The organism is Bradyrhizobium sp. SZCCHNS3016 (genome assembly GCF_032484535.1).
In the GTDB taxonomy this organism is placed as follows: domain Bacteria; phylum Pseudomonadota; class Alphaproteobacteria; order Rhizobiales; family Xanthobacteraceae; genus Bradyrhizobium.
Window position 1 is genome coordinate 288,832 of record NZ_JAUETE010000004.1, and the last position, 22,025, is coordinate 310,856.

At 66.1% G+C, this 22,025-nt stretch carries 21 protein-coding genes; 19 read left to right on the forward strand and 2 right to left on the reverse strand.

Translation table 11 applies throughout. The features are described from left to right. The first annotated feature begins 130 nt into the window (after nucleotides 1-130). The gene (locus QW881_RS11220; RefSeq protein WP_315758116.1) at nucleotides 131-1,324 is read left to right on the forward strand and encodes a serine hydrolase domain-containing protein; all 1,194 of its coding nucleotides are present in this window, start codon (nucleotides 131-133) and stop codon (nucleotides 1,322-1,324) included. A 186-nt stretch (nucleotides 1,325-1,510) separates the two neighbouring features. Here the strand turns inward: QW881_RS11220 and QW881_RS11225 are convergent, their stop codons facing one another. Further along, the gene (locus tag QW881_RS11225) at nucleotides 1,511-2,512 is read right to left on the reverse strand and encodes an adenosine kinase (protein ID WP_315735562.1); all 1,002 of its coding nucleotides are present in this window, start codon (nucleotides 2,510-2,512) and stop codon (nucleotides 1,511-1,513) included. Between the two features lie 70 nt (nucleotides 2,513-2,582). Here QW881_RS11225 and murJ point away from each other — a divergent pair, with 70 nt between their 5' ends. From murJ to QW881_RS11305, 16 genes are all read left to right on the forward strand, one after another. Beyond that, entirely contained in the window at nucleotides 2,583-4,142 is a 1,560-nt protein-coding gene (murJ, locus tag QW881_RS11230) for a murein biosynthesis integral membrane protein MurJ (protein WP_315758117.1), read from the forward strand. Nucleotides 4,143-4,191: 49 nt separating this feature from the next. Next, the gene (gene trpS / locus QW881_RS11235) at nucleotides 4,192-5,244 is read left to right on the forward strand and encodes a tryptophan--tRNA ligase (protein WP_015663202.1); all 1,053 of its coding nucleotides are present in this window, start codon (nucleotides 4,192-4,194) and stop codon (nucleotides 5,242-5,244) included. A 127-nt stretch (nucleotides 5,245-5,371) separates the two neighbouring features. Next, a complete protein-coding gene (locus QW881_RS11240; RefSeq protein WP_315716941.1) occupies nucleotides 5,372-5,866 on the forward strand; it encodes a universal stress protein in 495 nt (164 codons plus the stop codon). Between the two features lie 108 nt (nucleotides 5,867-5,974). Further along, nucleotides 5,975-6,544 carry a NifU family protein gene (locus tag QW881_RS11245; protein ID WP_315716940.1) on the forward strand — a complete coding sequence of 190 codons (570 nt, stop codon included), beginning with the start codon at nucleotides 5,975-5,977 and terminating at the stop codon, nucleotides 6,542-6,544. 438 nt (nucleotides 6,545-6,982) lie between these two features. Next, a complete protein-coding gene (tsaB, locus tag QW881_RS11250; protein WP_315758118.1) occupies nucleotides 6,983-7,684 on the forward strand; it encodes a tRNA (adenosine(37)-N6)-threonylcarbamoyltransferase complex dimerization subunit type 1 TsaB in 702 nt (233 codons plus the stop codon). Continuing rightward, nucleotides 7,681-8,163: a ribosomal protein S18-alanine N-acetyltransferase gene (gene rimI, locus QW881_RS11255; RefSeq protein WP_315758119.1), complete on the forward strand. Its 483-nt coding sequence runs from the start codon at nucleotides 7,681-7,683 to the stop codon at nucleotides 8,161-8,163. The genes tsaB and rimI overlap by 4 nt, the downstream gene beginning before the upstream one ends. A gap of 43 nt (nucleotides 8,164-8,206) precedes the next feature. Further along, nucleotides 8,207-8,659, forward strand: a complete 453-nt coding sequence (locus QW881_RS11260) for a Fur family transcriptional regulator (protein ID WP_315716937.1) — start codon at nucleotides 8,207-8,209, stop codon at nucleotides 8,657-8,659. Then, nucleotides 8,652-9,371, forward strand: a complete 720-nt coding sequence (locus QW881_RS11265; protein WP_315758120.1) for an HAD family hydrolase — start codon at nucleotides 8,652-8,654, stop codon at nucleotides 9,369-9,371. The genes QW881_RS11260 and QW881_RS11265 overlap by 8 nt, the downstream gene beginning before the upstream one ends. A gap of 55 nt (nucleotides 9,372-9,426) precedes the next feature. Beyond that, complete coding sequence (gene miaB / locus QW881_RS11270; protein WP_315758121.1) at nucleotides 9,427-10,824, forward strand: tRNA (N6-isopentenyl adenosine(37)-C2)-methylthiotransferase MiaB; 1,398 nt, start codon at nucleotides 9,427-9,429, stop codon at nucleotides 10,822-10,824. 64 nt (nucleotides 10,825-10,888) lie between these two features. Continuing rightward, on the forward strand, nucleotides 10,889-11,866 hold the full coding sequence (locus QW881_RS11275) for a PhoH family protein (RefSeq protein ID WP_315735578.1): 978 nt from the start codon (nucleotides 10,889-10,891) through the stop codon (nucleotides 11,864-11,866). A gap of 62 nt (nucleotides 11,867-11,928) precedes the next feature. Next, the gene (ybeY, locus tag QW881_RS11280) at nucleotides 11,929-12,438 is read left to right on the forward strand and encodes an rRNA maturation RNase YbeY (RefSeq protein WP_315758122.1); all 510 of its coding nucleotides are present in this window, start codon (nucleotides 11,929-11,931) and stop codon (nucleotides 12,436-12,438) included. Between the two features lie 2 nt (nucleotides 12,439-12,440). Beyond that, complete coding sequence (locus QW881_RS11285; protein WP_315735582.1) at nucleotides 12,441-13,610, forward strand: hemolysin family protein; 1,170 nt, start codon at nucleotides 12,441-12,443, stop codon at nucleotides 13,608-13,610. Further along, on the forward strand, nucleotides 13,607-15,217 hold the full coding sequence (gene lnt, locus QW881_RS11290) for an apolipoprotein N-acyltransferase (RefSeq protein ID WP_315758123.1): 1,611 nt from the start codon (nucleotides 13,607-13,609) through the stop codon (nucleotides 15,215-15,217). Before QW881_RS11285 ends, lnt begins: the two co-directional genes overlap by 4 nt. Before the next feature lie 231 nt (nucleotides 15,218-15,448). Continuing rightward, nucleotides 15,449-15,865 (forward strand): helix-turn-helix domain-containing protein, encoded by a 417-nt coding sequence (locus tag QW881_RS11295; protein ID WP_006615449.1) that lies wholly within the window; start codon nucleotides 15,449-15,451, stop codon nucleotides 15,863-15,865. Nucleotides 15,866-16,188: 323 nt separating this feature from the next. Next, nucleotides 16,189-17,319, forward strand: coding sequence for a M20 family metallopeptidase (locus QW881_RS11300; protein WP_315758124.1), 1,131 nt, complete (start codon nucleotides 16,189-16,191; stop codon nucleotides 17,317-17,319). Next, nucleotides 17,316-18,050: a tRNA (guanine(46)-N(7))-methyltransferase TrmB gene (locus QW881_RS11305; protein ID WP_315758125.1), complete on the forward strand. Its 735-nt coding sequence runs from the start codon at nucleotides 17,316-17,318 to the stop codon at nucleotides 18,048-18,050. The genes QW881_RS11300 and QW881_RS11305 overlap by 4 nt, the downstream gene beginning before the upstream one ends. 21 nt (nucleotides 18,051-18,071) lie before the next feature. On the opposite strand, the gene QW881_RS11310 is transcribed toward QW881_RS11305, so the two are convergent. After that, nucleotides 18,072-19,148, reverse strand: a complete 1,077-nt coding sequence (locus QW881_RS11310; protein WP_315758126.1) for a DUF2336 domain-containing protein — start codon at nucleotides 19,146-19,148, stop codon at nucleotides 18,072-18,074. A gap of 423 nt (nucleotides 19,149-19,571) precedes the next feature. Here QW881_RS11310 and rimP point away from each other — a divergent pair, with 423 nt between their 5' ends. Both rimP and nusA read left to right on the forward strand, forming a co-directional pair. Next, complete coding sequence (gene rimP, locus QW881_RS11315) at nucleotides 19,572-20,333, forward strand: ribosome maturation factor RimP (RefSeq protein ID WP_315758127.1); 762 nt, start codon at nucleotides 19,572-19,574, stop codon at nucleotides 20,331-20,333. Nucleotides 20,334-20,347: 14 nt separating this feature from the next. After that, on the forward strand, nucleotides 20,348-21,970 hold the full coding sequence (gene nusA / locus QW881_RS11320; protein ID WP_315758128.1) for a transcription termination factor NusA: 1,623 nt from the start codon (nucleotides 20,348-20,350) through the stop codon (nucleotides 21,968-21,970). Nucleotides 21,971-22,025 lie beyond the last annotated feature (55 nt).

The window sequence follows — 22,025 nt, forward strand, 5'->3', positions numbered from 1 at the left end:
GTCCCCGCCTGCTTCGTCCGCGCCGCATCATCACGAGATCGCGACCGGCCGTTCGACCGACGGTCCTTGCTGGCCGGGCCGGCCCGAGGAACAATCGCCTACCGTCATCAAGAACGGAACGGAGGAGACCATGCAGAACAAGACCGACATCGACGGCGTGCTGCGGCAGAAGGCGGAGGCGGGAGAGATTCCCGGCGTCGTCGCCGTCGCCGCTGACAGCAACGGCATCATCTATGAAGGCGCCTTCGGCAAGCGCGACCTCGGCCGCGACGATCCGATGACCGCCGACAGCGTGTTCTGGATCGCCTCGATGACCAAGGCCATCACCTGCGCGGCCGGGATGCAGCTGGTCGAGCAGGGCCGGTTGTCGCTGGATGCCCCGATCGGCGCGGTGCTGCCCGACCTCGCCGCGCCCAAGGTGCTCGACGGTTTCGACGCCAATGGCGAGCCGATCCTGCGGCCGGCGAAGACCGCGATCACGCTGCGCCATCTGATGACCCACACCGCCGGCTTCTGCTACGACATGTGGAACGGCGACATGGCCACCTATGTGCAGAAGGCCGGCACGCCCGGCATCATCACCTGCAAGAACGACGCACTCAAATTGCCGCTCGCCTCCGATCCCGGCACGCGCTGGGAATACGGCATCAACATCGATTTCGTCGGCAAGGCGATCGAGGCGGTCAGCGGCTCGAGCCTCGACGCCTATCTGCGCGACCATCTGTTCGCGCCGCTCGGCATGGACGATACCGGCTTCAAGCTCGGTCCATCGCAGCGCGCCCGCCTGGTCGGCATGCATGCCCGCGGCGAGGACGGCAAGCTGGCGCCGATCCCGTTCGAGCTCGAGCAGGAGCCGGAATTCCACATGGGCGGCGGCGGGCTCTACGGCACCGCCGGCGACTACATCCGCTTCACCCGGATGATCCTCAACAACGGCCGCGGCAACGGCAACCAGGTGCTCAAGCCTGAGACGGTCGCGGCGATGCGCGACAACCATATCGGCGAGCTGGAGATGACGAAGATGGCCGCGGCGGTGCCCGGTGTGACCAACGACGTCGATCTCTATCCCGACATCGTCAAGAAATGGGGCTTGAGCTTCATGATCACGACGGCGCAGACGCCGGAAGGCCGCAGTGCCGGCAGCCTCGCCTGGGCCGGCCTCGCCAACACCTACTACTGGATCGATCCGGCGCGCGACGTCACCGGCGTGATCCTGATGCAGCTCCTGCCGTTCGCAGACCGGCTGTGCCTGGAGACGTTTGCAGGCTTCGAGCGCGGGGTCTATGCCGGACTCGATGCCGCGGGCGGACAGAAGGCGGCGTGAGCAGACTGCCAACTGACCGGAGTGAGCTCGTAATTAGCTAGTTGGCGTCATGCCCGGGCTTGGCCCGGGCATCCACTTCTTCGGTCCCGCAGCTCAATAAGACGTGGATGGCCGGGTCAAGCCCGGCCATGACAGTGGAGAGAGTTGTGTCTCCGGTGAAAAAGAACGCGTGACCACAGCTTCGACCTACACCTTCAGTCCGTTCTGGGCCGCCAATTCCTTCAGCGACACCTGCGGCCTTGCGCCGATATGCTGGATCACCTCGGCCGCGGCGAGGCCGCCGAGGCGGCCGGCCATCTCGTAGCCGGTCTTGCGCACCAGCCCGAACAGGAAGCCGGCGGCGAACAGATCGCCCGCGCCGGTGGTATCGACCAGGCTCTCGATCGGATGCGCCGGCACCGAGATCACGCCGTCGTTCGACACCACGACGCAGCCCTTTTCGCTGCGGGTGACAATGCCGAGCGTGGCGTCCTCACGCAGTTGCTTCAGGGCGCCGTCGAAATCCGAGGTCTGGTACAGCGAATGCAGCTCGGCCTCGTTGGCGAAGACGAGATCGACGGTGCCGCCGCGCATCAGGTCGAGAAACTCCTCGCGGTAGCGATCGACGCAGAACGAATCCGACAAGGTCAGCGCGACCTCGCGTCCGGCGTCATGCGCGATCGCCGCCGCCTTCACGAACGCATCCTTGGCGTCCTTCGGGTCCCACAGATAACCTTCGAGATAGATGAAGCGCGCCGCAGCAATCTGCGCGGGATCTATGTCCGCGGCGGTGAGATTTTGCGCGGCGCCCAGATAGGTGTTCATGGTGCGCTCGCCGTCGGGGGTCACCAGGATGTAGCAGCAGCCGGTCGCCGGGCCGTCGGCAGCGGGCGCGGTATCGAAGGTCACGCCGGCGGCGCGGATATCATGCCTGTACATCCGGCCGATCTGGTCGTCCTTGACCTTGCCCACGTAAGCGGCACGCGCGCCCAGGCTGGCGAGGCCAGCGATGGTGTTGGCCCCCGAACCGCCGGACATCTCGGTGGCCGGGCCCATATCGGCATAGATCGCGGCCGCGCGGGCCTCGTCGATCAGCGCCATGCTGCCCTTGGTCATGCCGTGCCGGGCGAGAAAGGCTTCATCGGCATGCACCAGCACGTCGAAGATCGCGTTGCCGATCCCGAGAACATCGTATTTCGCGTCAGTCATCCACTGGCCCCGTTTACGGCGTTTTGCAAACGCTGCGGCCTATCACAAGCAGCGCTGCTATAGAAGCCTGATGATCCGCTCATTCGTGACTGTGTTGTCAGGAACACTGGCCTCGCGCCTGCTCGGCTTCATCCGGGATGCGCTGATGGCCGCGCTGCTCGGCGCCGGTCCGGTCGCGGACGCATTTCTCGCGGCGTTTCAGCTCGTCAACGTCATCAGGCGATTGCTGACGGAGGGCGCGCTCAATGCAGCTTTGGTGCCGGCATGGCTGCGAATATACCAGCACGGTGGCACAATGCAGGCGGCAGCCTTTGCCGGGCGCGTGCTCGGCACGGTCAGCGCCGGCCTGCTCGCGGCAACGCTCGTGCTGGCGCTGCTGATGCCGTTCGCGATGACGGTGCTCGCACCAGGCTTCGCCGGTGAAGAGACGCTCACCCTGGCCGTCAATGATGCCAGGCTGATGCTGCCCTATCTCGCCTTCGCCGGTCCCGCGACCGTGCTGCTCGCACTCTCCAGTGCACGAGGCCGCTTCGCGCTGGCCGCGTTTGCGCCGCTGCTCTTCAACGCCGCGCTGATCGTCGTGACCATCGTGCTGCTGATGCAACATCCGGGTCCCGCGAACGCCGCGCTGCTGCTCGCCGCCACGATCGGCGTCGCCGGGCTGCTGCAGCTCGCCGTCCTCGCGCGGCGAGGCCGCGATGGCCCCCTCGCCTCGCCGGTGCGCGTCACCTTCCATGCGGAAATGCGCGGCTTCTTCGCCAAAGCGCTGCCCGGCATGGTCGCCAGCGCCGGCCCGCAACTGATCGCGGTCGGCGGCGCGATCATCGCCTCCGCCTCGCCTTCCGCGGTCTCGTGGCTGTATTTCGCCAACCGCCTCATCGAGCTACCACTCGGGCTCGTCGGCGTTGCCATGGGCACGGTGCTGGTGCCGGAGCTGACGCGCGCGCTGCACGAAGGCAACAAGCAGGCGCTGGCGGGGGTGCAATCGCGCGGCCTCGAGCTCACGATCGGGCTCGCGCTGCCTGCGACGCTCGGACTGATGATCCTGAACGAGCCGATCATTCGTTTGCTGTTCGAACATGGCGCGTTCAGCTCGGACGATGCCGCCGCGACGGCGCAGGTGCTGACATGGCTCGCGGCGGCATTGCCGGCGCAAGTACTGACCAAGGCGCTGCAGCCTGCCTTCTTCGCGCGCGAGGACACGCAGACGCCGCTGCGCGCGACGCTGATCGGATGCGGTGTCGCGATCGCGCTCGCGTTCCTGCTCGCACAATTGTTTGCGGCAAGTGGCATCGCGGCAGGGCTCGCGCTCGGTGCCTGGGCCAATGCGGCGGTCCTGATCCGGCGTGGCGCCACGAGCTTCGGCTTCGCGCTTCCTCCCGCCTCGCGGCGCCGGCTGCCGCGCATCGCCCTGGCCGCCGCGATCATGGGCACCGTCCTCTGGACCGTCGCCGGACGCTTCGCCGGCACGTGGAGCAGCAGCCATCTCGGCGCGGCCGTGCTGCTCGCCGCCCTGATCAGCGGCGCCATCATCCTCTACGGAGTGCTTCTATTGTCCCTGGGCGCCGTAGGCTGGCGCGAAACCGTCCGGGCGATCCGGCAAAAGCCCGCCGGCGACTTGCACCTTTGAGGCGCACGTGCCAAACGACCCCCCAAAATCATCATCCGGAACAGTGACCATGGCTTTCGTGGAACGGGTTTTCTCGGGCGTCCAGCCGACCGGCAACCTGCATCTCGGCAACTACCTCGGCGCGATCGTCAACTTCGTGAAGATGCAGGAGACGCACAACTGCATCTATTGCGTCGTCGACATGCACGCGATCACCATGCCGATCGATGTCTGGGGCGGCCCGGCCGAGCTCGCGCGCAACACCCGCGAGGTCACGGCCGCCTTCATCGCCGCCGGCATCGATCCGAAGAAGCACATCGTGTTCAACCAGAGCCAGGTCTCCGGGCATGCCGAGCTCGCCTGGATCTTCAACTGCGTCGCGCGCATCGGCTGGCTGAACCGCATGACGCAGTTCAAGGAGAAGGCCGGCAAGGATCGCGAGAACGCATCGGTCGGCCTTTACGACTATCCGGTGCTGATGGCCGCCGACATCCTGCTCTACCGCGCCACCCATGTTCCGGTCGGCGAGGACCAGAAGCAGCATCTCGAGCTCTCGCGCGACATCGCGCAGAAGTTCAACAATGACTACGGCGACTCGATCCGCAGCCACGGCTTCGGCGACGGCCTGTTCTTCCCGCTTCCGGAACCCTTCATCACCGGTCCCGCGACGCGCGTGATGTCGCTGCGCGATGGGACCAAGAAGATGTCGAAGTCCGATGCCTCGGACTATTCGCGCATCAACCTGACCGACGATGCCGATACGATCGCGCAGAAGGTCCGCAAGGCCAAGACCGATCCGGAGCCGCTGCCGACCGAGGAAAAGGGGCTGGACGCACGTCCCGAGGCCGACAACCTCGTCGGCATCTACGCCGCGCTATCGGACCGCAGCAAGGCCGACGTGCTCAGGGATTTCGGCGGCGGCCAGTTCTCCAGCTTCAAGAACGCGCTGGTCGAGCTGTGCGTCACCAAGCTGGGGCCAATCGCCGCCGAGATGAAGCGCCTGACCGCCGATCCCGGCTACGTCGAGTCCGTCCTGGTCGACGGCGCCGACCGCGCCCAGGCCATCGCCGCGGAGACCATGAAGACGGCCAAGGACATCGTCGGCTTCATCCGCAAGCCCTGAGCAGCACTGCTGCGGCTCGTGCGCCGCCTCTTGCCTTGCCACATCGACGTGTGGCCCCTCTCCCCAACGGAGGCGGGCTGTGGCAGCATCGCAGCCGGATCGACTTGCAGCAGCAGGCGGGAACGCGATGGCGGCGCAGCGGCAGAGCTACCAGACCGGCCATGCGCCGAAATGCCTGGTCGTGGTCGACGACAGCGAGGAGTGGGACCGCGCGGTCCGCTATGCCGGCCGCTGGGCGGTCCGTTCCGGCGGCCGCATCGTCATGCTGCACGTCATCGAGACGGAGGACCAGAACCAGCAATGGCTGGGGGTCGCCGATCTGATGCGGGCCGAGGCGCAGGAGCAGGCGCATGCCGAGCTCGACCAGGCCGCGGCGCTGCTGTCGGCGATCGGCGTGACCGCGCCGGAACGGGTGATCCGCGAGGGTGAGCCGACGGCGCAGATCCTGGAGACGATCGAGCACGACAGCGACATCGCGCTGCTGGTGCTCGCCGCCCATTCCGGCCCCGAGGGCCCCGGCCCGCTGGTCACCCATGTCACCAAGACCAGCGGCGCCTTCCCGATCCCGCTGGTGATCGTGCCGGGCGATCTCGGTGACGCCGATCTCGACGCTCTTTCATAGGCTTAGATCGGAAACGCCGGCCATGCCCCCTTGATCGTGCGCGCGTTCGCGCCATCTGCTATGAGGACACCACAGGCCGGCCTTGAACCGGCGCTGCCGGAGAAAACCATGTTCATCCAGACCGAAGCCACCCCCAATCCCGCCACCTTGAAGTTCATCCCGGGCCGCGTCGTGCTGCCCGCGGGCACGATGGAGTTCGGCAGCCGCGACGCCGCCGCGCGCTCCCCGCTGGCCGAGCGCCTGTTCGCCGTTGACGGCGTCAGCGGCGTGTTCTACGGCGCCGATTTCATCACCGTCACCAAGAGCGACGGTGAGTGGCAGCACCTCAAGCCGGCGATCCTCGGCGCGATCATGGAGCACTACATGTCGGGAGCGCCGCTGCTCGCCGATGGCAGCGCCGCCAATGACGAATCCGCCGACGAGGACGACGAGTTCTACGACGAGGCCGACACCGAGACGGTCGGCATGATCAAGGACCTGATCGAGAGCCGCGTGCGTCCGGCGGTGGCCAATGACGGCGGCGACATCACCTTCCGCGGCTTCAAGGACGGCATCGTCTATCTCAACATGAAGGGTGCCTGCTCGGGCTGCCCGTCATCGACCGCGACCCTGCAGCACGGCATCCAGAACCTGCTGAAGCACTTCGTGCCCGAGGTGGTCGAAGTCCGGCCGATGTAGGAAGGCAATGGCGAATGGGGTTGGCGAATAGATCCGCGCGCTAATCAGCATTTGCCTCTGCTCACGCTGCGCCGCCGACGGTGGCGGCCACGGCCGCCGCCCGCCGAATGCTCCACGATACCTCGCTGGTTACCGCGCCCTGCGCGCCATGCCGTCGGTGCCGATCCTGAGCACGGGCTTGCGAGCGATTGATCGCCTCGACCTGGACCGTCGGGCATGGCCTTTGCGACCGGATGGCGCGGCGGCCTGAACGTCGAACGGGACGATCATTCCAATAGCCCGGAAAGATTTGCCTAAATGAGCGCCAATTCAGTAGTTTGCGTTCTCGGTCGTGCGTCTTGATGCGTTTTTCCCGATCAGGATGTAAGAAAGCGGCGGCCGACTTTATCAAAGCCCCAAAAAGGTATTCGGCGCTCCCTTCAATGCGAATCTGACCGGATGTTGATCCTCGCCATCGATACTGCCCTCGACCATTGCGCGGCTGCCGTTCTGGACACTGATTCGGCCGCGATGCGCGCCGAGGAAACGCTGCCGATGAAGCGCGGCCACGCCGAGGCGCTGATGCCGCTGATCGCACGCGTGATGCGCCAGTCGGGCGTCGGCTTCCACGAGCTCGACCGCATCGCGGTAACGACGGGTCCTGGTAGTTTCACCGGGCTGCGCGTCGGCCTCTCCGCCGCGCGCGGCATTGCATTGGCGGCGCACAAGCCGGTCGTCGGCGTCACCACGCTCTCGGCCTACGCCGCACCCATCGTCAGCGAAGACCGCACCAACCCGGTGATCTCGGCGATCGATGCCCGGCACGACCATGTCTACTACCAAGTCGTGAGCGGCAGCGGCGAAGAGCTGGTCGCGCCTCAGGTCGCTGCGGTCGACGACGTCTTGGCGGTCGCGCGGCTCGGCGCCCCGCACCTCGTCGGCAACGCCGCAGCGCTGCTGGCCGAACGGTGGCCTCCGGAAGCCGCCGCGCCAGTTGCGGTCGACTCGCAGGACGGACCCGACATCGGCTGGGTCGCCTGGCTCGGCGCGGCCGCGGACCCGGCGCACGCGCCGGCGCGGCCGTTCTATCTGCGCGCGCCCGACGTCAAGCCGCCTGCCGGCGCGGCGCGCGCGCCGGCGCAGACGGCCGTCTCGTCATGAACATGTTCTTCCGCTGGCTCGGCAGCCCCAAACCGTTGATCGAAGCGGCCGCGCCGCGCGACGCCGCGAGGCTCGCCCAGATCCACGCCGCCTCGTTTCACCGCGGCTGGGGCGAAGGCGAGTTCGAGGCCATGCTGGCCGAGCGCAACACCCTGATCCATCGGCTGCGGCTCGGGCGGAAACTCGTCGGCCTCATCGTCTCGCGAATCGGCGCGGACGAAGCGGAAATATTGTCGGTTGCACTTGACCCAAATCAGCGCGGCCGCGGATTTTCTCGTGATCTGCTGCTGCAGCATCTCGGGCACCTCGCGGGGCGCGGGGTCCGGACGGTCTTTCTCGAAGTGGAGGAAAACAACCAGCCGGCCCGCCGACTCTATGAACGCGCCGGATTTGCGACCGTGGGCCGTCGGGAACGCTATTACCTTCAGCCCGGCGGGGAACAGTTGAATGCGCTTCTGATGCGCCGGGACTTGTCGTAACCTGCGCTTGGTGGCAGAAAGCGCATCCTTGAGGCGAGACACGATGACCTCCTTGAAAACCACGCCAGCGCTCAATTCCACCGGAATCGAGGCCCGCTGTGCCGCCACCGGCATGCGCATGACCGAGCAGCGCCGCGTCATTGCCCGCGTGCTCGCGGAAGCCTGCGACCATCCCGACGTCGAGGAGTTGTACCGGCGCTGCGTCGCCGTCGACGACAAGATCTCGATCTCCACGGTCTATCGCACCGTGAAGCTGTTCGAGGATGCCGGCATCATCGAGCGCCACGATTTCCGCGAGGGCCGCGCCCGCTACGAGCAGATGCGCGACAGCCATCATGATCATCTGATCAATCTGCGCGACGGCAAGGTGATCGAGTTCACCTCCGAGGAAATCGAGAAGCTGCAGGCCGAGATCGCCCGCAAGCTCGGCTACAAGCTGGTCGACCACCGGCTGGAGCTGTATTGCGTGCCCCTCGACGAAGAGACGAATGGCTGACGCAGCGCCGGCTTCCAGCTTCGATCTCGTCATTTTCGATTGCGATGGCGTGCTGGTCGACAGCGAGGTGATCTCCTGTCAGACCCACGCCGACGTGCTCAGCCTGTGCGGCTATCCGATCACGACCGAGCAGGTGTTCGCGCGGTTCCTGGGCCGCTCCCTGAAACAGGCGAAACTCGAGGTCGAGGCCGAGCTCGGCCACAGCCTGCCCGACGATTTCAACCCGAAACTGCAGGACCGCCTGTTCCGCGCCTTCGAGCAGGACCTCGCGGCGATCGACGGGATCACGGAGGCGCTCGACACCATCGACGTGCCGGTCTGCGTCGCCTCCTCCGGATCGCACCAACGCATGCGCGTCAGCCTTGGCGCCACCCGGCTCTACGATCGCCTCGCCCCGCACATCTTCTCGTCCTCCCAGGTCGAGAACGGCAAGCCCGCGCCCGATCTGTTCCTGTTCGCCGCAGCGCAGATGAGGGCGCGTCCCACGGCCTGCGTGGTGGTCGAGGACAGTCTGGCCGGTATCCGGGGCGGTGTCGCCGCCGGCATGACGGTGCTCGGGTTCCATGGCGGCAGCCACTGCCGGCCTGGGCACGCCGGCAATCTGCGCGCGGCCGGCGCAACCCTGGTTTTCGACGACATGCGGCAGCTGCCGGCGATTCTGGGCCGGCTGTCCGAGAAAAAGCCCGCGGTCGCTGGATTTTCGGCCCCCTAGCCTATATTTGAGCGCGGCGCCGCATTGGCGCGCCTCCGACTGCATGCAAGGGTTCATGACGCCGCCGCGCAAGCTGCACATCAAGTCCTATGGCTGCCAGATGAATGTCTACGATGCCCAGCGCATGGTGGACACGCTGGGCTCCGAGGGCTTCGTCGAGACCGCCGAGGCCGGCGACGCCGATCTCGTGATCCTCAACACCTGCCACATCCGCGAGAAGGCCTCCGAGAAGGTCTATTCGGAGCTCGGGCGGCTGCGGGTCGCGAAGGAGGACGCCGCAAGGGCCGGCCGGACGATGCAGATCGCCGTGGCTGGCTGCGTGGCTCAAGCGGAAGGCGAGGAGATCATCGCCCGCGCCCCCACCGTCGACGTCGTGGTCGGCCCACAGAGCTACCACCATCTGCCGCAGCTCCTGGCCCAGGCCCGCCGCGGCGAGCGCGCAATCGAGACCGAATTCCCGGCCCAGGACAAGTTCGGCTTCCTGGCGAAGCCCAGCCGCGAGGCGATCCGCGCCCGCGGCGTCTCGGCCTTCGTCACCGTGCAGGAGGGCTGCGACAAGTTCTGCACCTTCTGCGTGGTGCCGTATACACGCGGCAGCGAGATGTCGCGCGCAGTGGCGCGCATTGTCGACGACGTGACGCAGCTCGCCGAGAACGGCGTTCGCGAGATCACCCTGATCGGCCAGAACGTCAACGCCTATCACGGCGAAGGCCCTGAGGGTCGGCCCTGGACGCTGGGGCGGCTGCTCTACAGGATCGCCGAGATTCCGGGCGTGGCGCGGCTTCGCTACTCGACCAGCCATCCCAACGACGTCGACGACAGCCTGATCGCGGCGCATCGCGATCTCGGAGCGGTGATGCCGTTCGTGCATCTTCCGGTTCAGTCGGGATCCGACCGAATCCTGAATGCCATGAACCGCAAACACACTGCGTCCGATTACCGCGATGTCGTCGACCGTTTTCGCGCCGCCCGTCACGACATTGCATTCTCTTCGGATTTCATCGTCGGGTTCCCGGGCGAGACCGAGGAAGATTTTCGCGCCACCCTCGCGCTCATCGATCAAATCGGATACGCTGCAGCCTATTCATTCAAGTATTCGCCGCGTCCGGGAACCCCGGCAGCGGACATCCAGGAGATGGTGTCAGCGACCGAGATGGACGAGCGATTGGAGCGCCTCCAGAGCTTGATCGACAGCCAGCAAGCAGCCTTCAACAAGGCCGCGATCGGCCAGGTCGTCGACGTGCTGTTCGAGCGCGCGGCGCGCAAGCCCGGACAGCTGGTCGGACGGACCGCGTATCTGCAGCCGGCCCACGTCATGGCCTCTGACGACATCATCGGTCAGGTTCTGCCGGTGCGGATCGACAGCCTCGAACGCTACAGCCTGCTCGGCGAGCTTGTCACGGCCGCGCCGGCAGCGATCTCCCCCACGCCCCTTGTATCCATCGGAGGCTGAGCACTTGCCCAAGAGCGCATCGGATTCGTCTTCCCTCGCTCCCAGCCGCAAGTTCGACCGCGACATGTCCATGCCTCCCGAGACCCAGGTCGTCATCGATTTCGACGACAACCGCGCCGCTTCCGCCCTGGTCGGCCCCTACGGCCAGAATCTGGCCCTGGTCGAGCGAAGGCTCGGCGTCGTCGTCGATTCCCGCGGCAACCACATCACCATCGGCGGCAGCCGCGACGGCTGCGATGCCGCGCGGCGCGTGCTCGAATCGCTCTATGCGCAGGCCGTCAAGGGCCAGGATCTGGCGCAGGGCGATGTCGAGGGCGCGATCCGCGCCGTGGTGGCGCAAGGCTCGCTGTTCGAGTTCGACGCCAAGAACGCCAAGAACGCGTTCGAGAGCATCAACCTGCGCAAGCGCCCGGTGCGCGCCCGCACCGCCGCGCAGGATTCCTACATCCGCGCGCTGAAGCGCCACGAGCTCGTGTTCGGCATCGGCCCGGCCGGCACCGGCAAGACCTGGCTTGCGGTCGCGCATGCGGCGCAGCTGTTCGAGCGTAAGGAAGTCGACCGCATCATCCTCTCGCGCCCGGCGGTCGAAGCTGGCGAGCGGCTCGGCTTCCTGCCTGGTGACCTCCGCGAGAAGGTCGATCCCTATCTGCGTCCGATCTACGACGCGCTGTACGATCTGATGGATGCGCGCATCGTCGAACGCGCGCTGCAGGCCGGCGAGATCGAGATCGCGCCACTCGCCTTCATGCGCGGGCGCACCTTGACCAATGCCGCGATCATTCTCGATGAGGCGCAGAACACGACGTCGATGCAGATGAAGATGTTCCTCACGCGTCTGGGCGAGAACAGCCGCATGATCATCACCGGCGATCCGTCCCAGATCGATCTGCCCAACGGCCAGACGTCGGGCCTTGCCGAGGCCGCGCGGCTGCTCGACGGAGTCGAAGGGATCGCACAGGTCAGGTTCACCGGCGAGGACGTCATTCGCCACGAATTGGTGGCGCGTATCGTCGCCGCCTATGAGAGTCCAAAGGCGCGCTGACCCCCGGAGCAAGCTCGCCGATCGGCGCATGATCCGAGCGCCATCCGCACAGAACGACCAGGATGCCACAAAGTCCCATTCCAACCACCGAGGTGATCCTCGCAGCCGACTGCTGGCAGGACCAGCCCGACGCCGAGGAGGTCATACATCGCGCCATCGTCGCCGCCGCTGAGACGGTCGACGCGGACGTCGGAGACGCCGAGATCGCGGTGATGCTGACGGACGATGACGGCATCCGCACCCTGAACAGCAATTGGCGCGGCATCGACAAGCCGACCAACGTGCTGTCGTTTCCGGCGCTGCAGCCGACCGGGCCGCGCGGCGAGGACGACGCACCGCGCATGCTCGGCGACATCGCCATCGCCTACGAGACGATGCGGCGCGAGGCCGACGAGGAGCAGAAGCCGTTCGCGCACCATTTGAGCCATCTGACCGTACACGGATTCCTGCATCTCATCGGCTACGATCACGAGACCGATGACGAGGCCGAGGAGATGGAAGCGCTCGAGCGCGAGATCCTCGCCCATCTCGGCATCCCCGATCCCTATGCCGACCGGGAGCGGACGAATTGATCATGGCCGACTCCGAACCCATTCACGACAATCCGCGCAACACGCGCAATCTTCCGGCCGTGGTGCCGGCATCCGAGCTCGGCCGCTCGCCGAGCGAGAATTGGCTCCTGCGCGCGCTGCGCAATCTGTTCGGATGGAAGGGCGGCGGATCGGTGCGCGACGATCTGCAGGTCGTGCTCGACGCCTCGACACCCGACGACATCGGCTTCTCCGCGGTCGAGCGCACGCTCCTGCGCAACATCCTCGATCTGCACGAGCGGCGGATCGCCGACGTCATGGTGCATCGCGCCGACATCGTCGCGGTCAGGCGCGACATCACGCTCGGCGAGCTGATGAGCCTGTTCGAGAGTGCCTCGCATTCACGGCTCGTGGTCTACAACGACACGCTCGACGATCCCGAGGGCATGGTGCACATCCGCGACCTGCTCGCCTTCACCACTGCGCAGGCACGCGTCTCGGACGAGGTGAAGGCGCGGCGCAAGAAGCCGCTGCCGGCCGGTCTCGACCTGAAGGCCGTCGACCTGTCGATGCCGCTGTTCGAGGCCAACATCATCCGCAAGCTGCTCTATGTGCCGCCGTCGATGCGCGCGATCGACCTGCTGGCGCAGATGCAGGCCTCGCGCATCCATCTGGCGCTGGTCGTCGACGAATATGGCGGCACCGACGGGCTGGTCTCGATCGAGGACATCGTCGAGCAGATCGTCGGCGAGATCGACGACGAGCACGACAGCGACGAGCCGCCGGCGATCGTGCGGCAGGCCGACAACGCCTTCATCGCGGACGCCCGCGCCAGCCTCGACGACGTGCGCCGGGTGATCGGCGAGGAGTTCGTGACCGGAGAGGCGGGCGAAGGGGTGGAGACGCTCGGCGGATATCTCGTCAATCATGTCGGCCGGCTGCCGGTGCGCGGCGAGCTGATCTCCGGCCCCGGCAATTTCGAGGTCGAGGTGCTCGATGCCGATCCGCGCCGGGTCAAGCGGCTGCGCATCGCGCCGCGCAAGGAGCGTCCCACACCCCGCCCGCCGCGCGAGAGCCGGCGCCGCGAAATGGCGCCGGAAGCGACCCCGCCGGACACGGACGTCCCGGCCGAGCCGCCGCCGGCAGAGGCCGGCCCGGCGCCGGGCCATGACGATAGCAGCCCGCCACGCGGCGACGGAGCCAGCTCACAGTGATCCGCCCATCGACGATTCGCGGCCTCGCCATCGGCGTTGTCCTGGCCTGGGGCTGGAAGCGTGCGGCGATCGCGCTCGCCGCCGGCGCGCTCTCCTCGCTTGCGATGGCTCCGTTCAACGCCTGGCCGGTGCTTGCGATCACCTTCCCGGTGCTGGTCTGGCTGATCGATGGTGCGGCGGCGGGACGGCGGCGCGGCATCCCGGCTGCCGCCTTCACCGGCTTCTGCTTCGGCATGGGTTATTTCGTGCCCGGCCTGTACTGGATCGGCAACGCGTTCCTGGTCGATGCCGACACCTTCGCCTGGCTGATGCCGTTCGCCGTGCTGGGCCTGCCGGCCTATCTCGCGCTGTTTCCGGCACTGGGCTTCGCATTGGCGCGGTTGATCTGGACGCGTGGTGCAACCCGTATCCTGGCGCTCGCCGTCTGCCTGACCGCGAGCGAATGGCTCCGCGGCCACGCGCTGACCGGCTTCCCCTGGAACACGTTCGGCTATGCCCTGTCGCAGCCGCTCGCGCTGGCGCAGGCGACGTCGCTGATCGGGATCTGGGGCATGACGTTCCTGGCGATCGCGATCTTTGCCAGCCCTGCGGTGCTGATCGACGGCAAGACCTGGCGCGAGCGCTGGCGGGCGCCGGCCGCGGCGGCCGCCTTGCTGGTGGTGATGGGCGTGTTCGGCGTCATCCGGATCGGCCTGCATCCGACCGCCTTCGTCGCCGATCTCAAGCTGCGGATCATGCAGCCGAACCTGCAGCAGGACGTCAAATTCAACTATGGCGCCAAGGCCGACGTCATGCGCCGCTATCTGGCGCTGTCGGATCGCGCCTCCGGTCCGACAGCCACCGGTGTCCGCGACACCAATGTCCTGATCTGGCCGGAATCGGCGTTCCCGTTCTTCCTGACCCGCGAGGCGGACGCGATGGGCCAGATCGCCGACCTGCTGTCGCCGGGCGCGGTGCTGATCACCGGTTCGGTCCGCGCCCCCGACGTGCCTCGGAACGTTCCCATCACCCGGGCCTACAATTCGATCTACGTGATCGACCACGACGGCACCGTGCTGTCGGTCTACGACAAGCTCCATCTGGTCCCGTTCGGCGAGTTCCTGCCGTTCCAGACTCTGCTGGAGCGGATCGGGCTCGAGCAGCTGACGCGGGTGCAGGGCGGTTTCATCCCGGGCACGGCGCGACGCAACCTGGACGTGCCACACGCTCCGCGTGTTCTTCCTTTGATCTGCTACGAGGCGATCTTTCCGAGTGACAGCGTGCCGAGCGAAGAACGCCCGGGCTGGATCGTCAACTTGACCAACGACGGCTGGTTCGGCATTTCGACCGGTCCTCATCAGCATCTGCAGCAGGCGCAGTGGCGCGCGATCGAGCAAGGACTTCCATTAGTTCGATCTGCGAACACCGGCATCTCTGCAGTGATCGATCCCGTCGGCCGTATCGTTAAGCAATTGCCACTCGGTGCAGAGGGCGTGCTGGATTCCGCGCTGCCTGTTGCGTTGCAGCCGACAGTCTATGCAAAGCTCGGCGACATTCCGGTTGCGATTCTGTTAGTGATCGCCCTGAGCACCGTCGTTCGCAGACGTGTTGCTCAAAAGCTTCCCTGACGACAACAAGATCTCGATTCTTTCCGGGTCCGTAAGATTTTTTTTGACAAGCAAAACCCCAAGTGTTGACAGATAGCTGCTGCAATTCGCATTCTCGCGCGGCAGCATGAGCCGTCCAGATCGTTGCTCGGCCGTCTTCGTTAGTACGCATGCGAACAGAAATTGACGGTGTGAGCGCCTGAGGCATACTGCGACCGCCTCGTTCCGAGGCCCATTCTAAGGAGTTGAGAGATGTCGACGAAAGCGCCCAACCCTGTTGACAAGCATGTCGGCAGCCGGGTGCGGATGCGCCGTATCATGTTGGGCATGAGCCAGGAAAAACTTGGTGAGGCTCTCGGACTCACGTTCCAGCAGATACAGAAGTACGAAAAAGGCACCAATCGAGTCGGCGCCAGCCGGATTCAGCAGATCTCGGAGGTTCTGCAGGTCCCGGTCTCCTTCCTGTTCGAAGGGGTCCCGAGTGGCGGGACCAACGGTGAAGCTTTCGGCGAAGGCGCTTCGCCCGCCTATGTGTCTGATTTCCTGGCAACCTCAGAAGGATTGGCGTTGACCCGCGCATTCACGCGGATCCACGATTCAAAGCTTCGTCGCAGCATCGTCGACCTGGTCGAGCAGATCGCTGATCGCGAAGCTCCGGAAGAGGGCTAGCTGATGCGCCGGCGCTGACATTCCTATCGCGATTTTCTCTCATATGAATGTCAGCGCCTCGGGGGGCCATTAGCAGAACGCGTTTTGCGAGCGTCGCGCTGGGCATGCAACGCTTCGCAGGGCGAATGGGCCGATAGACAACTTCGATTGCGACCAATAGAGCGCGATGGCTCCCCTTCGGGAAACGCTATCGCGCTCTAAATCATTTTGTGCGCATGTGGCCTGGAACTCTGGCGTCCCAGCCGCCAACCCGCCCTGCGACGCGCCAACGCGTCCACCGCCTGCTACCACTTCGTAACCATCGAGAACGATTTACAAAGCTCATGACCACCAGCAGCAGCCCGTTCGATAGTCGCACAATTCTCGAAGGCATCCGCCAATGGGTCGAGATCGAGACCCCGACCGAGGCGCCTGATCAGGTCAACAAGCTGGCTTCCCTTGTCGCGGATGGCTATCGCGGGCTCGATGCCACGATCGAACGGATCGCCGGACGCGACGGCTGCGGCGACCATCTCATCGCGCGTTCGTCATGGGGACAGGCCGAGCCCGGAATTCTGGTCCTCAGCCATCTCGATACGGTGCACCCGATCGGGTTCATCGCGCGGCTGCCGTTTTCGGTCGACGGTGACGTCGCGTACGGTCCGGGGATCTACGACATGAAGGGCGGCGCGTATCTCGCCTTTCACGCCTTTCGTCAGCTCTGCGCAGGCGGTGAAAAATCGCCGCTCGGCATTACTCATTTGTTCGTCTCGGATGAAGAGATCGGCAGCCCGACCTCGCGCGCGCTGATCGAGGAGGAAGGCCGCAAGGCCAAATACGTCCTCGTCACCGAGCCGGCGCGTGACGGCGGCAAGATCGTGACCGGACGCAAGGGCGTGGCGCGGTTCGACGTGGCCATCCGCGGCGTGCCCGCGCATGCCGGCGCGCGTCCACAGGATGGACGCAGTGCGATCCGCGAACTCGCCAACGTCATCCATGCGCTCGAAGCGCTCAACGACCCCGCGCGCGGCATTACCGTGAATGTCGGCGTGGTGCGCGGCGGCACACGTCCCAACGTCATCGCAGAGGAAGCCCATGCGGAGGTAGATGCGCGGCTACCGACGCCAGCCGATGCAGAGGAAATCCTGCCCAAGATCCTGGGGCTGACCTCGCGCAGCGATGGCGTCACGGTTGAAGTCAGGGGCGAGGTGAACCGGCCGCCTTACGTCAAGGGCAACGCCGGCGCGGCCTTGTTCGAGCATGCGAAATCACTGGCCGAAGAGATCGGATTCGAGCTCGTCGACACCCACACGGGCGGCGGTTCCGACGGCAATTTCACCGCACCGTTCACGGCGACGCTCGATGGGCTCGGCGTCGACGGCAAGGGCGCGCATACGCATTATGAGCAGATGTACATCTCCTCGATCGAGCCGCGGACAAGGCTGCTCTACCGTCTCTATCAAACCCTGCGATGAGCACCGCGATCAACATGCCTGTCGACGACGACCACGCCAGCACCGAGGCCTTGCATGGTCAGGGCTCGTTCTTCGGCCGGCGCAAGGGCCACAAGCTGCGGGCGCATCAGGCCGGCCTGGTCGACAACCTGCTGCCGCACCTCGCGCTCGATCTCGCCGCGCCCGCGGAAGCCGTGCTGCCCACGCTGTACCATCCGCCGGTCGACGCGCTGCGGCTGGAGATCGGGTTTGGCGGCGGCGAGCATCTTGCCGCCGAAGCAAAGGCGTTTCCGACCACCGGCTTCATCGGCTGCGAGCCCTATGTCAACGGCATGGCCAAGATCCTGTCGGTCATCGAGGCCGACAACATCGGCAATATCAGGCTGCTGGCGGGCGACGCCGCCGAGCTGCTGGCCTGGCTGCCGCCGCAGTCGCTGCAGCGGATCGACCTGATCCATCCCGATCCCTGGCCGAAGCGGCGGCACTGGAAGCGGCGTTTCGTGCAGGATGCAACGGTCGCCGCGATGGCGCGCGTCCTGAAGCCCGGCGGCGAGTTCCGCTTCGTCAGCGACATCGCCGACTATTGCGCCTGGACGCTGTGGCATCTGCTGCGTTCGCCCGACTTCGCCTGGACGGCCGAGCGCGCCGACGACTGGCGCCTGCCCTGGCCGGGCTACACCATGACGCGCTACGGACGGAAGGCGACGCGCGAAGGCCGCGTCGCCAACTATCTGATCTTCCGCCGGCGCTGACCGCTATGCCGGCGACGTCGTTCAATGTCGTGTCTTCCAGAACGCGACGATACGCTCGGCGGTCGATGGCAGCAGGCGCGCGTAGTTGACCCTGATCGCATCGATGTCGCGCTGCGCCGGCACGCGTTTCGGTCCGAGGCGCAGCAGGATCAGTGCATGCACGGTGCGCCAGTCGAGCCCGATCGTGCGCCCCAGGATCAGAAGCGGATCGTGACGATCGCCCGACACCAGCCGGTCGAGCGTCGCGATCTTAAGTCCGGTCATTGCGGCGAGAGCCGCGATGACCTCTTCGTATTTGTGCTCGGATGCGAAGCGGAACAGCGCCGACTGGTCCAAGCCGCTGGCTTCATACAGCGACAGGATGGTCCGCTGCGCGGGCACGAAATTGCGCGTGCTGTTCGTTGCGTGCGCCGCATCGGCGAGCTCGGCGAGAGCCTGCTTGATCCTCGCCTGCTTGTCGGGCGGCACGACATCGAACAACCGCCGCCTGACGACATCGAGCGAGCCGGCCAGCAGTTGTTTCAGATGATCGTCGGAAAGATCGTCGCGCCGACCGACCGTGAGGGTCAGCACGCCGTCGGAACTTGCGCGGTGGATCAGCGCGACATAGCCGCGCGGGGAAAACGCTGCGCCATCATTGGCAGCGGTCCGCCGCACCACGTCGCGATCACCACGGCGCACCAGCACGTCCGTCATATCAGCCGACAGGCGCGGCCGCTCCGCCATCGCGAGCAGATGACCCTGGCTCTTGTCGTGCGCAATGTCGATGAGCGCGGGATCGTCGAGCACGAGCGAGCGGCGCAACAGCGGACCCGCCACCGCAACCTCGTCGTCGCGCGCCAGCCGGCTGACGACGGCAGGGGGCGCCCTGAGGAGCCGCGACAACCGCTCCGCCAGATCGATCCGCGTCGGCAGATCCGCGAACGGGACCAGATCGATCAGGAGACCGTCGAACAGATTGATGTGCTCGGGACGCAGCTTCGTCGCATCCTCGAAGAACAGGTCGGCGATGCGGCGCGTGGCCTCGAGGCCGCGTTCAGCATTGCCCTGCCTGACGATCCCGCCGAGGCCGGGGATCAGCGCGGTAGCGGGGGTCATGACGTCTACTCGATACGCAACACGACACGTTTCCGCGCGCTCCGCTCCTTGCGGCACGACGACGGGGCGAAAAGCGCGAACTCAGCTCATTTTTAAGCGATCTTGGTGAATGAAGGGTTAGACCCTGCGGCATTGAGCCGTTCCCGGTCGGGTGAAACGATCCGATCCGCGGTCCCGGCGCGGAGCAAATTCGCAGTTCCAGGCGCCGTTTGAGCCGACACGACCCTTGCCGTCAGGCGGCAAAGCCGCTATATGAGCGCCATCAAACATCATCTCATATACGATCGCGTAGTGAGGGTGGGCCCTTCCGGACCCGCTCTTTTTTGTTACCTGGATCGCTCCGCCGCGGGCGGGATCGGTCCGGTGAGCGCGATCGAACAGGCCCCACGGCCCAACCAAGCAAGACACGCGATCGACGCCTCGATGACGGAACCTACGTTCGCAACCGCTGACACCGACCTCCTGACCGAGCCCCGCCTCGTCGTCGAGCCGGGCGTCGCGGCGCGCGTGGCGGCGGTGGCCGACCCGGTGCTGCAGGGAATGGGGTACCGCCTGGTGCGAATCCGCATTTCGGGCGAAGGTGGTTGCACGGTCCAGGTGATGGCCGAGCGTCCCGACGGCACGATGCAGATCGAGGATTGCGAGGCGGTGTCGCGGGCACTGTCGCCGGTGCTGGACATCGCCGACCCGATCGACCGTGCCTACCGGCTCGAGATCTCCTCGCCGGGGATCGACCGGCCGCTGGTGCGGCGCTCCGATTTCGAGCGTCACATCGGTCATCTCGTCAAGATCGAGATGGCGGTGGCGCATCAGAACCGCAAGCGCTTCCGCGGCATCATCGCCGGCGTCGAAGGCGACGGCGTGCGCATCACCCGCGATGACGTGGCCAAGGACCAGGAGCCGGATGTCGTGCTGCCGATGGCCGACATCGGCGACGCCAAGATGGTGCTGACCGACGAGCTGATCGCCGAGTCCATGCGCCGCGGCAAGGCGGCCGAGCGCGAGAAGAAGCGCGACCTCGGGCTGGCGCCACCGTTGGCGCCGCACGCCAAGCCGGCGGCCCAGGCCAAGCCAAAACCGAAATCGAAGGACAAGCAGCCGGTCAAGAAGCCGCTGCCGACCAACACCAAGAAACATCGCCTCGCCGCCGACCGCGCGCGCAGAGGCGAGATCGATCCTGATTAGAGGAGACTTGAGCCATGGCCGTCAGCGCCAACCGGTTGGAACTGCTGCAGATCGCCGACGCCGTCGCGCGCGAGAAGTCGATCGACCGCGGCATCGTGATCGCTGCCATGGAAGACGCGATCGCCAAGGCCGCCCGCGCCCGCTACGGCAGCGAGACCGACGTTCACGCCGAGATCGATCCGAAGAAGGGTGAGCTGCGGCTGTCGCGCCACATGCTGGTGGTCGAGAAGGTCGAGAACCCCTCCAACCAGATCTCGCTGGATGATGCCCGCCGCGCCAATCCGGGCGCGCAGATCGGCGACACCATCGCCGACACCCTGCCGCCGCTGGAATATGGCCGCATCGCCGCACAGTCGGCCAAGCAGGTCATCGTGCAGAAGGTGCGCGAGGCCGAGCGCGACCGGCAGTACCAGGAGTTCAAGGACCGCATCGGCGACATCGTCAACGGCGTCGTCAAGCGCGTCGAATATGGCAGCGTGATCCTCGACCTCGGCCGCGGCGAGGCCATCATCCGCCGCGACGAGATGCTGCCGCGCGAGGTGTTCCGCAACGGCGACCGCGTCCGCGCCTATGTGTTCGACGTCCGCCGCGAGACCCGCGGCCCGCAGATCTTCCTGTCGCGCACCCATCCGCAGTTCATGGCCAAGCTGTTCGCGCAGGAAGTGCCGGAAATCTATGACGGCATCGTCGAGATCAAGGCGGTGGCCCGCGACCCCGGCTCGCGCGCCAAGATCGGCGTCGTGTCGCGCGATTCCTCGGTCGATCCGGTCGGCGCCTGCGTCGGCATGCGCGGCTCGCGCGTGCAGGCCGTGGTGAACGAGCTGCAAGGCGAGAAGATCGACATCATCCCGTGGTCGCCCGACATCGCGACCTTCGTGGTCAACGCGCTGGCGCCGGCTGAAGTCGCCAAGGTCGTCATCGACGAGGACCGCGAGCGCATCGAGGTCGTGGTGCCCGACACCAACAACCAGCTCTCGCTCGCCATCGGCCGCCGCGGCCAGAACGTCCGCCTCGCCTCGCAGCTGACCGGCTGGGACATCGACATCCTGACCGAGCAGGAGGAATCGGAGCGCCGTCAGGCCGACTTCGAGAATTCCACGCGCGTATTCATGGAATCGCTGAACGTCGACGAGGTCGTCGGCCAGCTGCTGGCGTCCGAAGGCTTCACCTCGGTCGAGGAGCTCGCTTTGGTCGACCTCAAGGATCTCGCCGGCATCGAGGGCTTCGACGAGGAGACCGCGACCGAGCTGCAGACCCGCGCCCGCGAATTCCTCGAGCAGCAGGAAGCGGAGCTCGAGGCCAGGCGCAAGGAACTCGGCGTCGAGGACGCGGTGAAGGACGTGCCCGGCGTGACCACCAAGATGCTGGTCAAGTTCGGCGAGAACGACATCAAGACGGTCGAGGACCTCGCGGGCTGCGCGACCGACGATCTGGTCGGCTGGACCGAGCGCAAGGAGGGCGGCGAAGCCACCAAATTCGCCGGCATTCTCGACGGTCTCGATGTCTCCCGCGACGACGCCGAAGACATGGTGATGCAGGCCCGCGTCAAGGCCGGCTGGATCAGTGAGGCTGACCTCGCCAAGGCCGAAGCCGAACCCGAGCATGAGGACGAAGCAACCGAAGGACAGCCCGCCTGACCCGTTTGGCTCGCCCCATGGACGGCACGATGACCCCCACCCTGACCCAGCTCGC

What these genes read in the sequence shown, in the direction of transcription:
- QW881_RS11245 (WP_315716940.1), top strand. Translation starts at nt 5,975, where the DNA reads ATGTTCATCCAGACCGAAGCCACCCCCAATCCCGCCACCTTGAAGTTC.
- murJ (WP_315758117.1), top strand. Translation starts at nt 2,583, where the DNA reads ATGATCCGCTCATTCGTGACTGTGTTGTCAGGAACACTGGCCTCGCGC.
- QW881_RS11285 (WP_315735582.1), top strand. Translation starts at nt 12,441, where the DNA reads ATGGCCGACTCCGAACCCATTCACGACAATCCGCGCAACACGCGCAAT.
- tsaB (WP_315758118.1), top strand. Translation starts at nt 6,983, where the DNA reads ATGTTGATCCTCGCCATCGATACTGCCCTCGACCATTGCGCGGCTGCC.
- QW881_RS11310 (WP_315758126.1), bottom strand. Translation starts at nt 19,148, where the DNA reads ATGACCCCCGCTACCGCGCTGATCCCCGGCCTCGGCGGGATCGTCAGG.
- trpS (WP_015663202.1), top strand. Translation starts at nt 4,192, where the DNA reads ATGGCTTTCGTGGAACGGGTTTTCTCGGGCGTCCAGCCGACCGGCAAC.
- QW881_RS11305 (WP_315758125.1), top strand. Translation starts at nt 17,316, where the DNA reads ATGAGCACCGCGATCAACATGCCTGTCGACGACGACCACGCCAGCACC.
- rimP (WP_315758127.1), top strand. Translation starts at nt 19,572, where the DNA reads ATGACGGAACCTACGTTCGCAACCGCTGACACCGACCTCCTGACCGAG.
- QW881_RS11300 (WP_315758124.1), top strand. Translation starts at nt 16,189, where the DNA reads ATGACCACCAGCAGCAGCCCGTTCGATAGTCGCACAATTCTCGAAGGC.
- miaB (WP_315758121.1), top strand. Translation starts at nt 9,427, where the DNA reads ATGACGCCGCCGCGCAAGCTGCACATCAAGTCCTATGGCTGCCAGATG.
- QW881_RS11225 (WP_315735562.1), bottom strand. Translation starts at nt 2,512, where the DNA reads ATGACTGACGCGAAATACGATGTTCTCGGGATCGGCAACGCGATCTTC.
- QW881_RS11275 (WP_315735578.1), top strand. Translation starts at nt 10,889, where the DNA reads ATGTCCATGCCTCCCGAGACCCAGGTCGTCATCGATTTCGACGACAAC.
- QW881_RS11240 (WP_315716941.1), top strand. Translation starts at nt 5,372, where the DNA reads ATGGCGGCGCAGCGGCAGAGCTACCAGACCGGCCATGCGCCGAAATGC.
- rimI (WP_315758119.1), top strand. Translation starts at nt 7,681, where the DNA reads ATGAACATGTTCTTCCGCTGGCTCGGCAGCCCCAAACCGTTGATCGAA.
- QW881_RS11295 (WP_006615449.1), top strand. Translation starts at nt 15,449, where the DNA reads ATGTCGACGAAAGCGCCCAACCCTGTTGACAAGCATGTCGGCAGCCGG.
- QW881_RS11260 (WP_315716937.1), top strand. Translation starts at nt 8,207, where the DNA reads ATGACCTCCTTGAAAACCACGCCAGCGCTCAATTCCACCGGAATCGAG.
- QW881_RS11220 (WP_315758116.1), top strand. Translation starts at nt 131, where the DNA reads ATGCAGAACAAGACCGACATCGACGGCGTGCTGCGGCAGAAGGCGGAG.
- nusA (WP_315758128.1), top strand. Translation starts at nt 20,348, where the DNA reads ATGGCCGTCAGCGCCAACCGGTTGGAACTGCTGCAGATCGCCGACGCC.
- ybeY (WP_315758122.1), top strand. Translation starts at nt 11,929, where the DNA reads ATGCCACAAAGTCCCATTCCAACCACCGAGGTGATCCTCGCAGCCGAC.
- QW881_RS11265 (WP_315758120.1), top strand. Translation starts at nt 8,652, where the DNA reads ATGGCTGACGCAGCGCCGGCTTCCAGCTTCGATCTCGTCATTTTCGAT.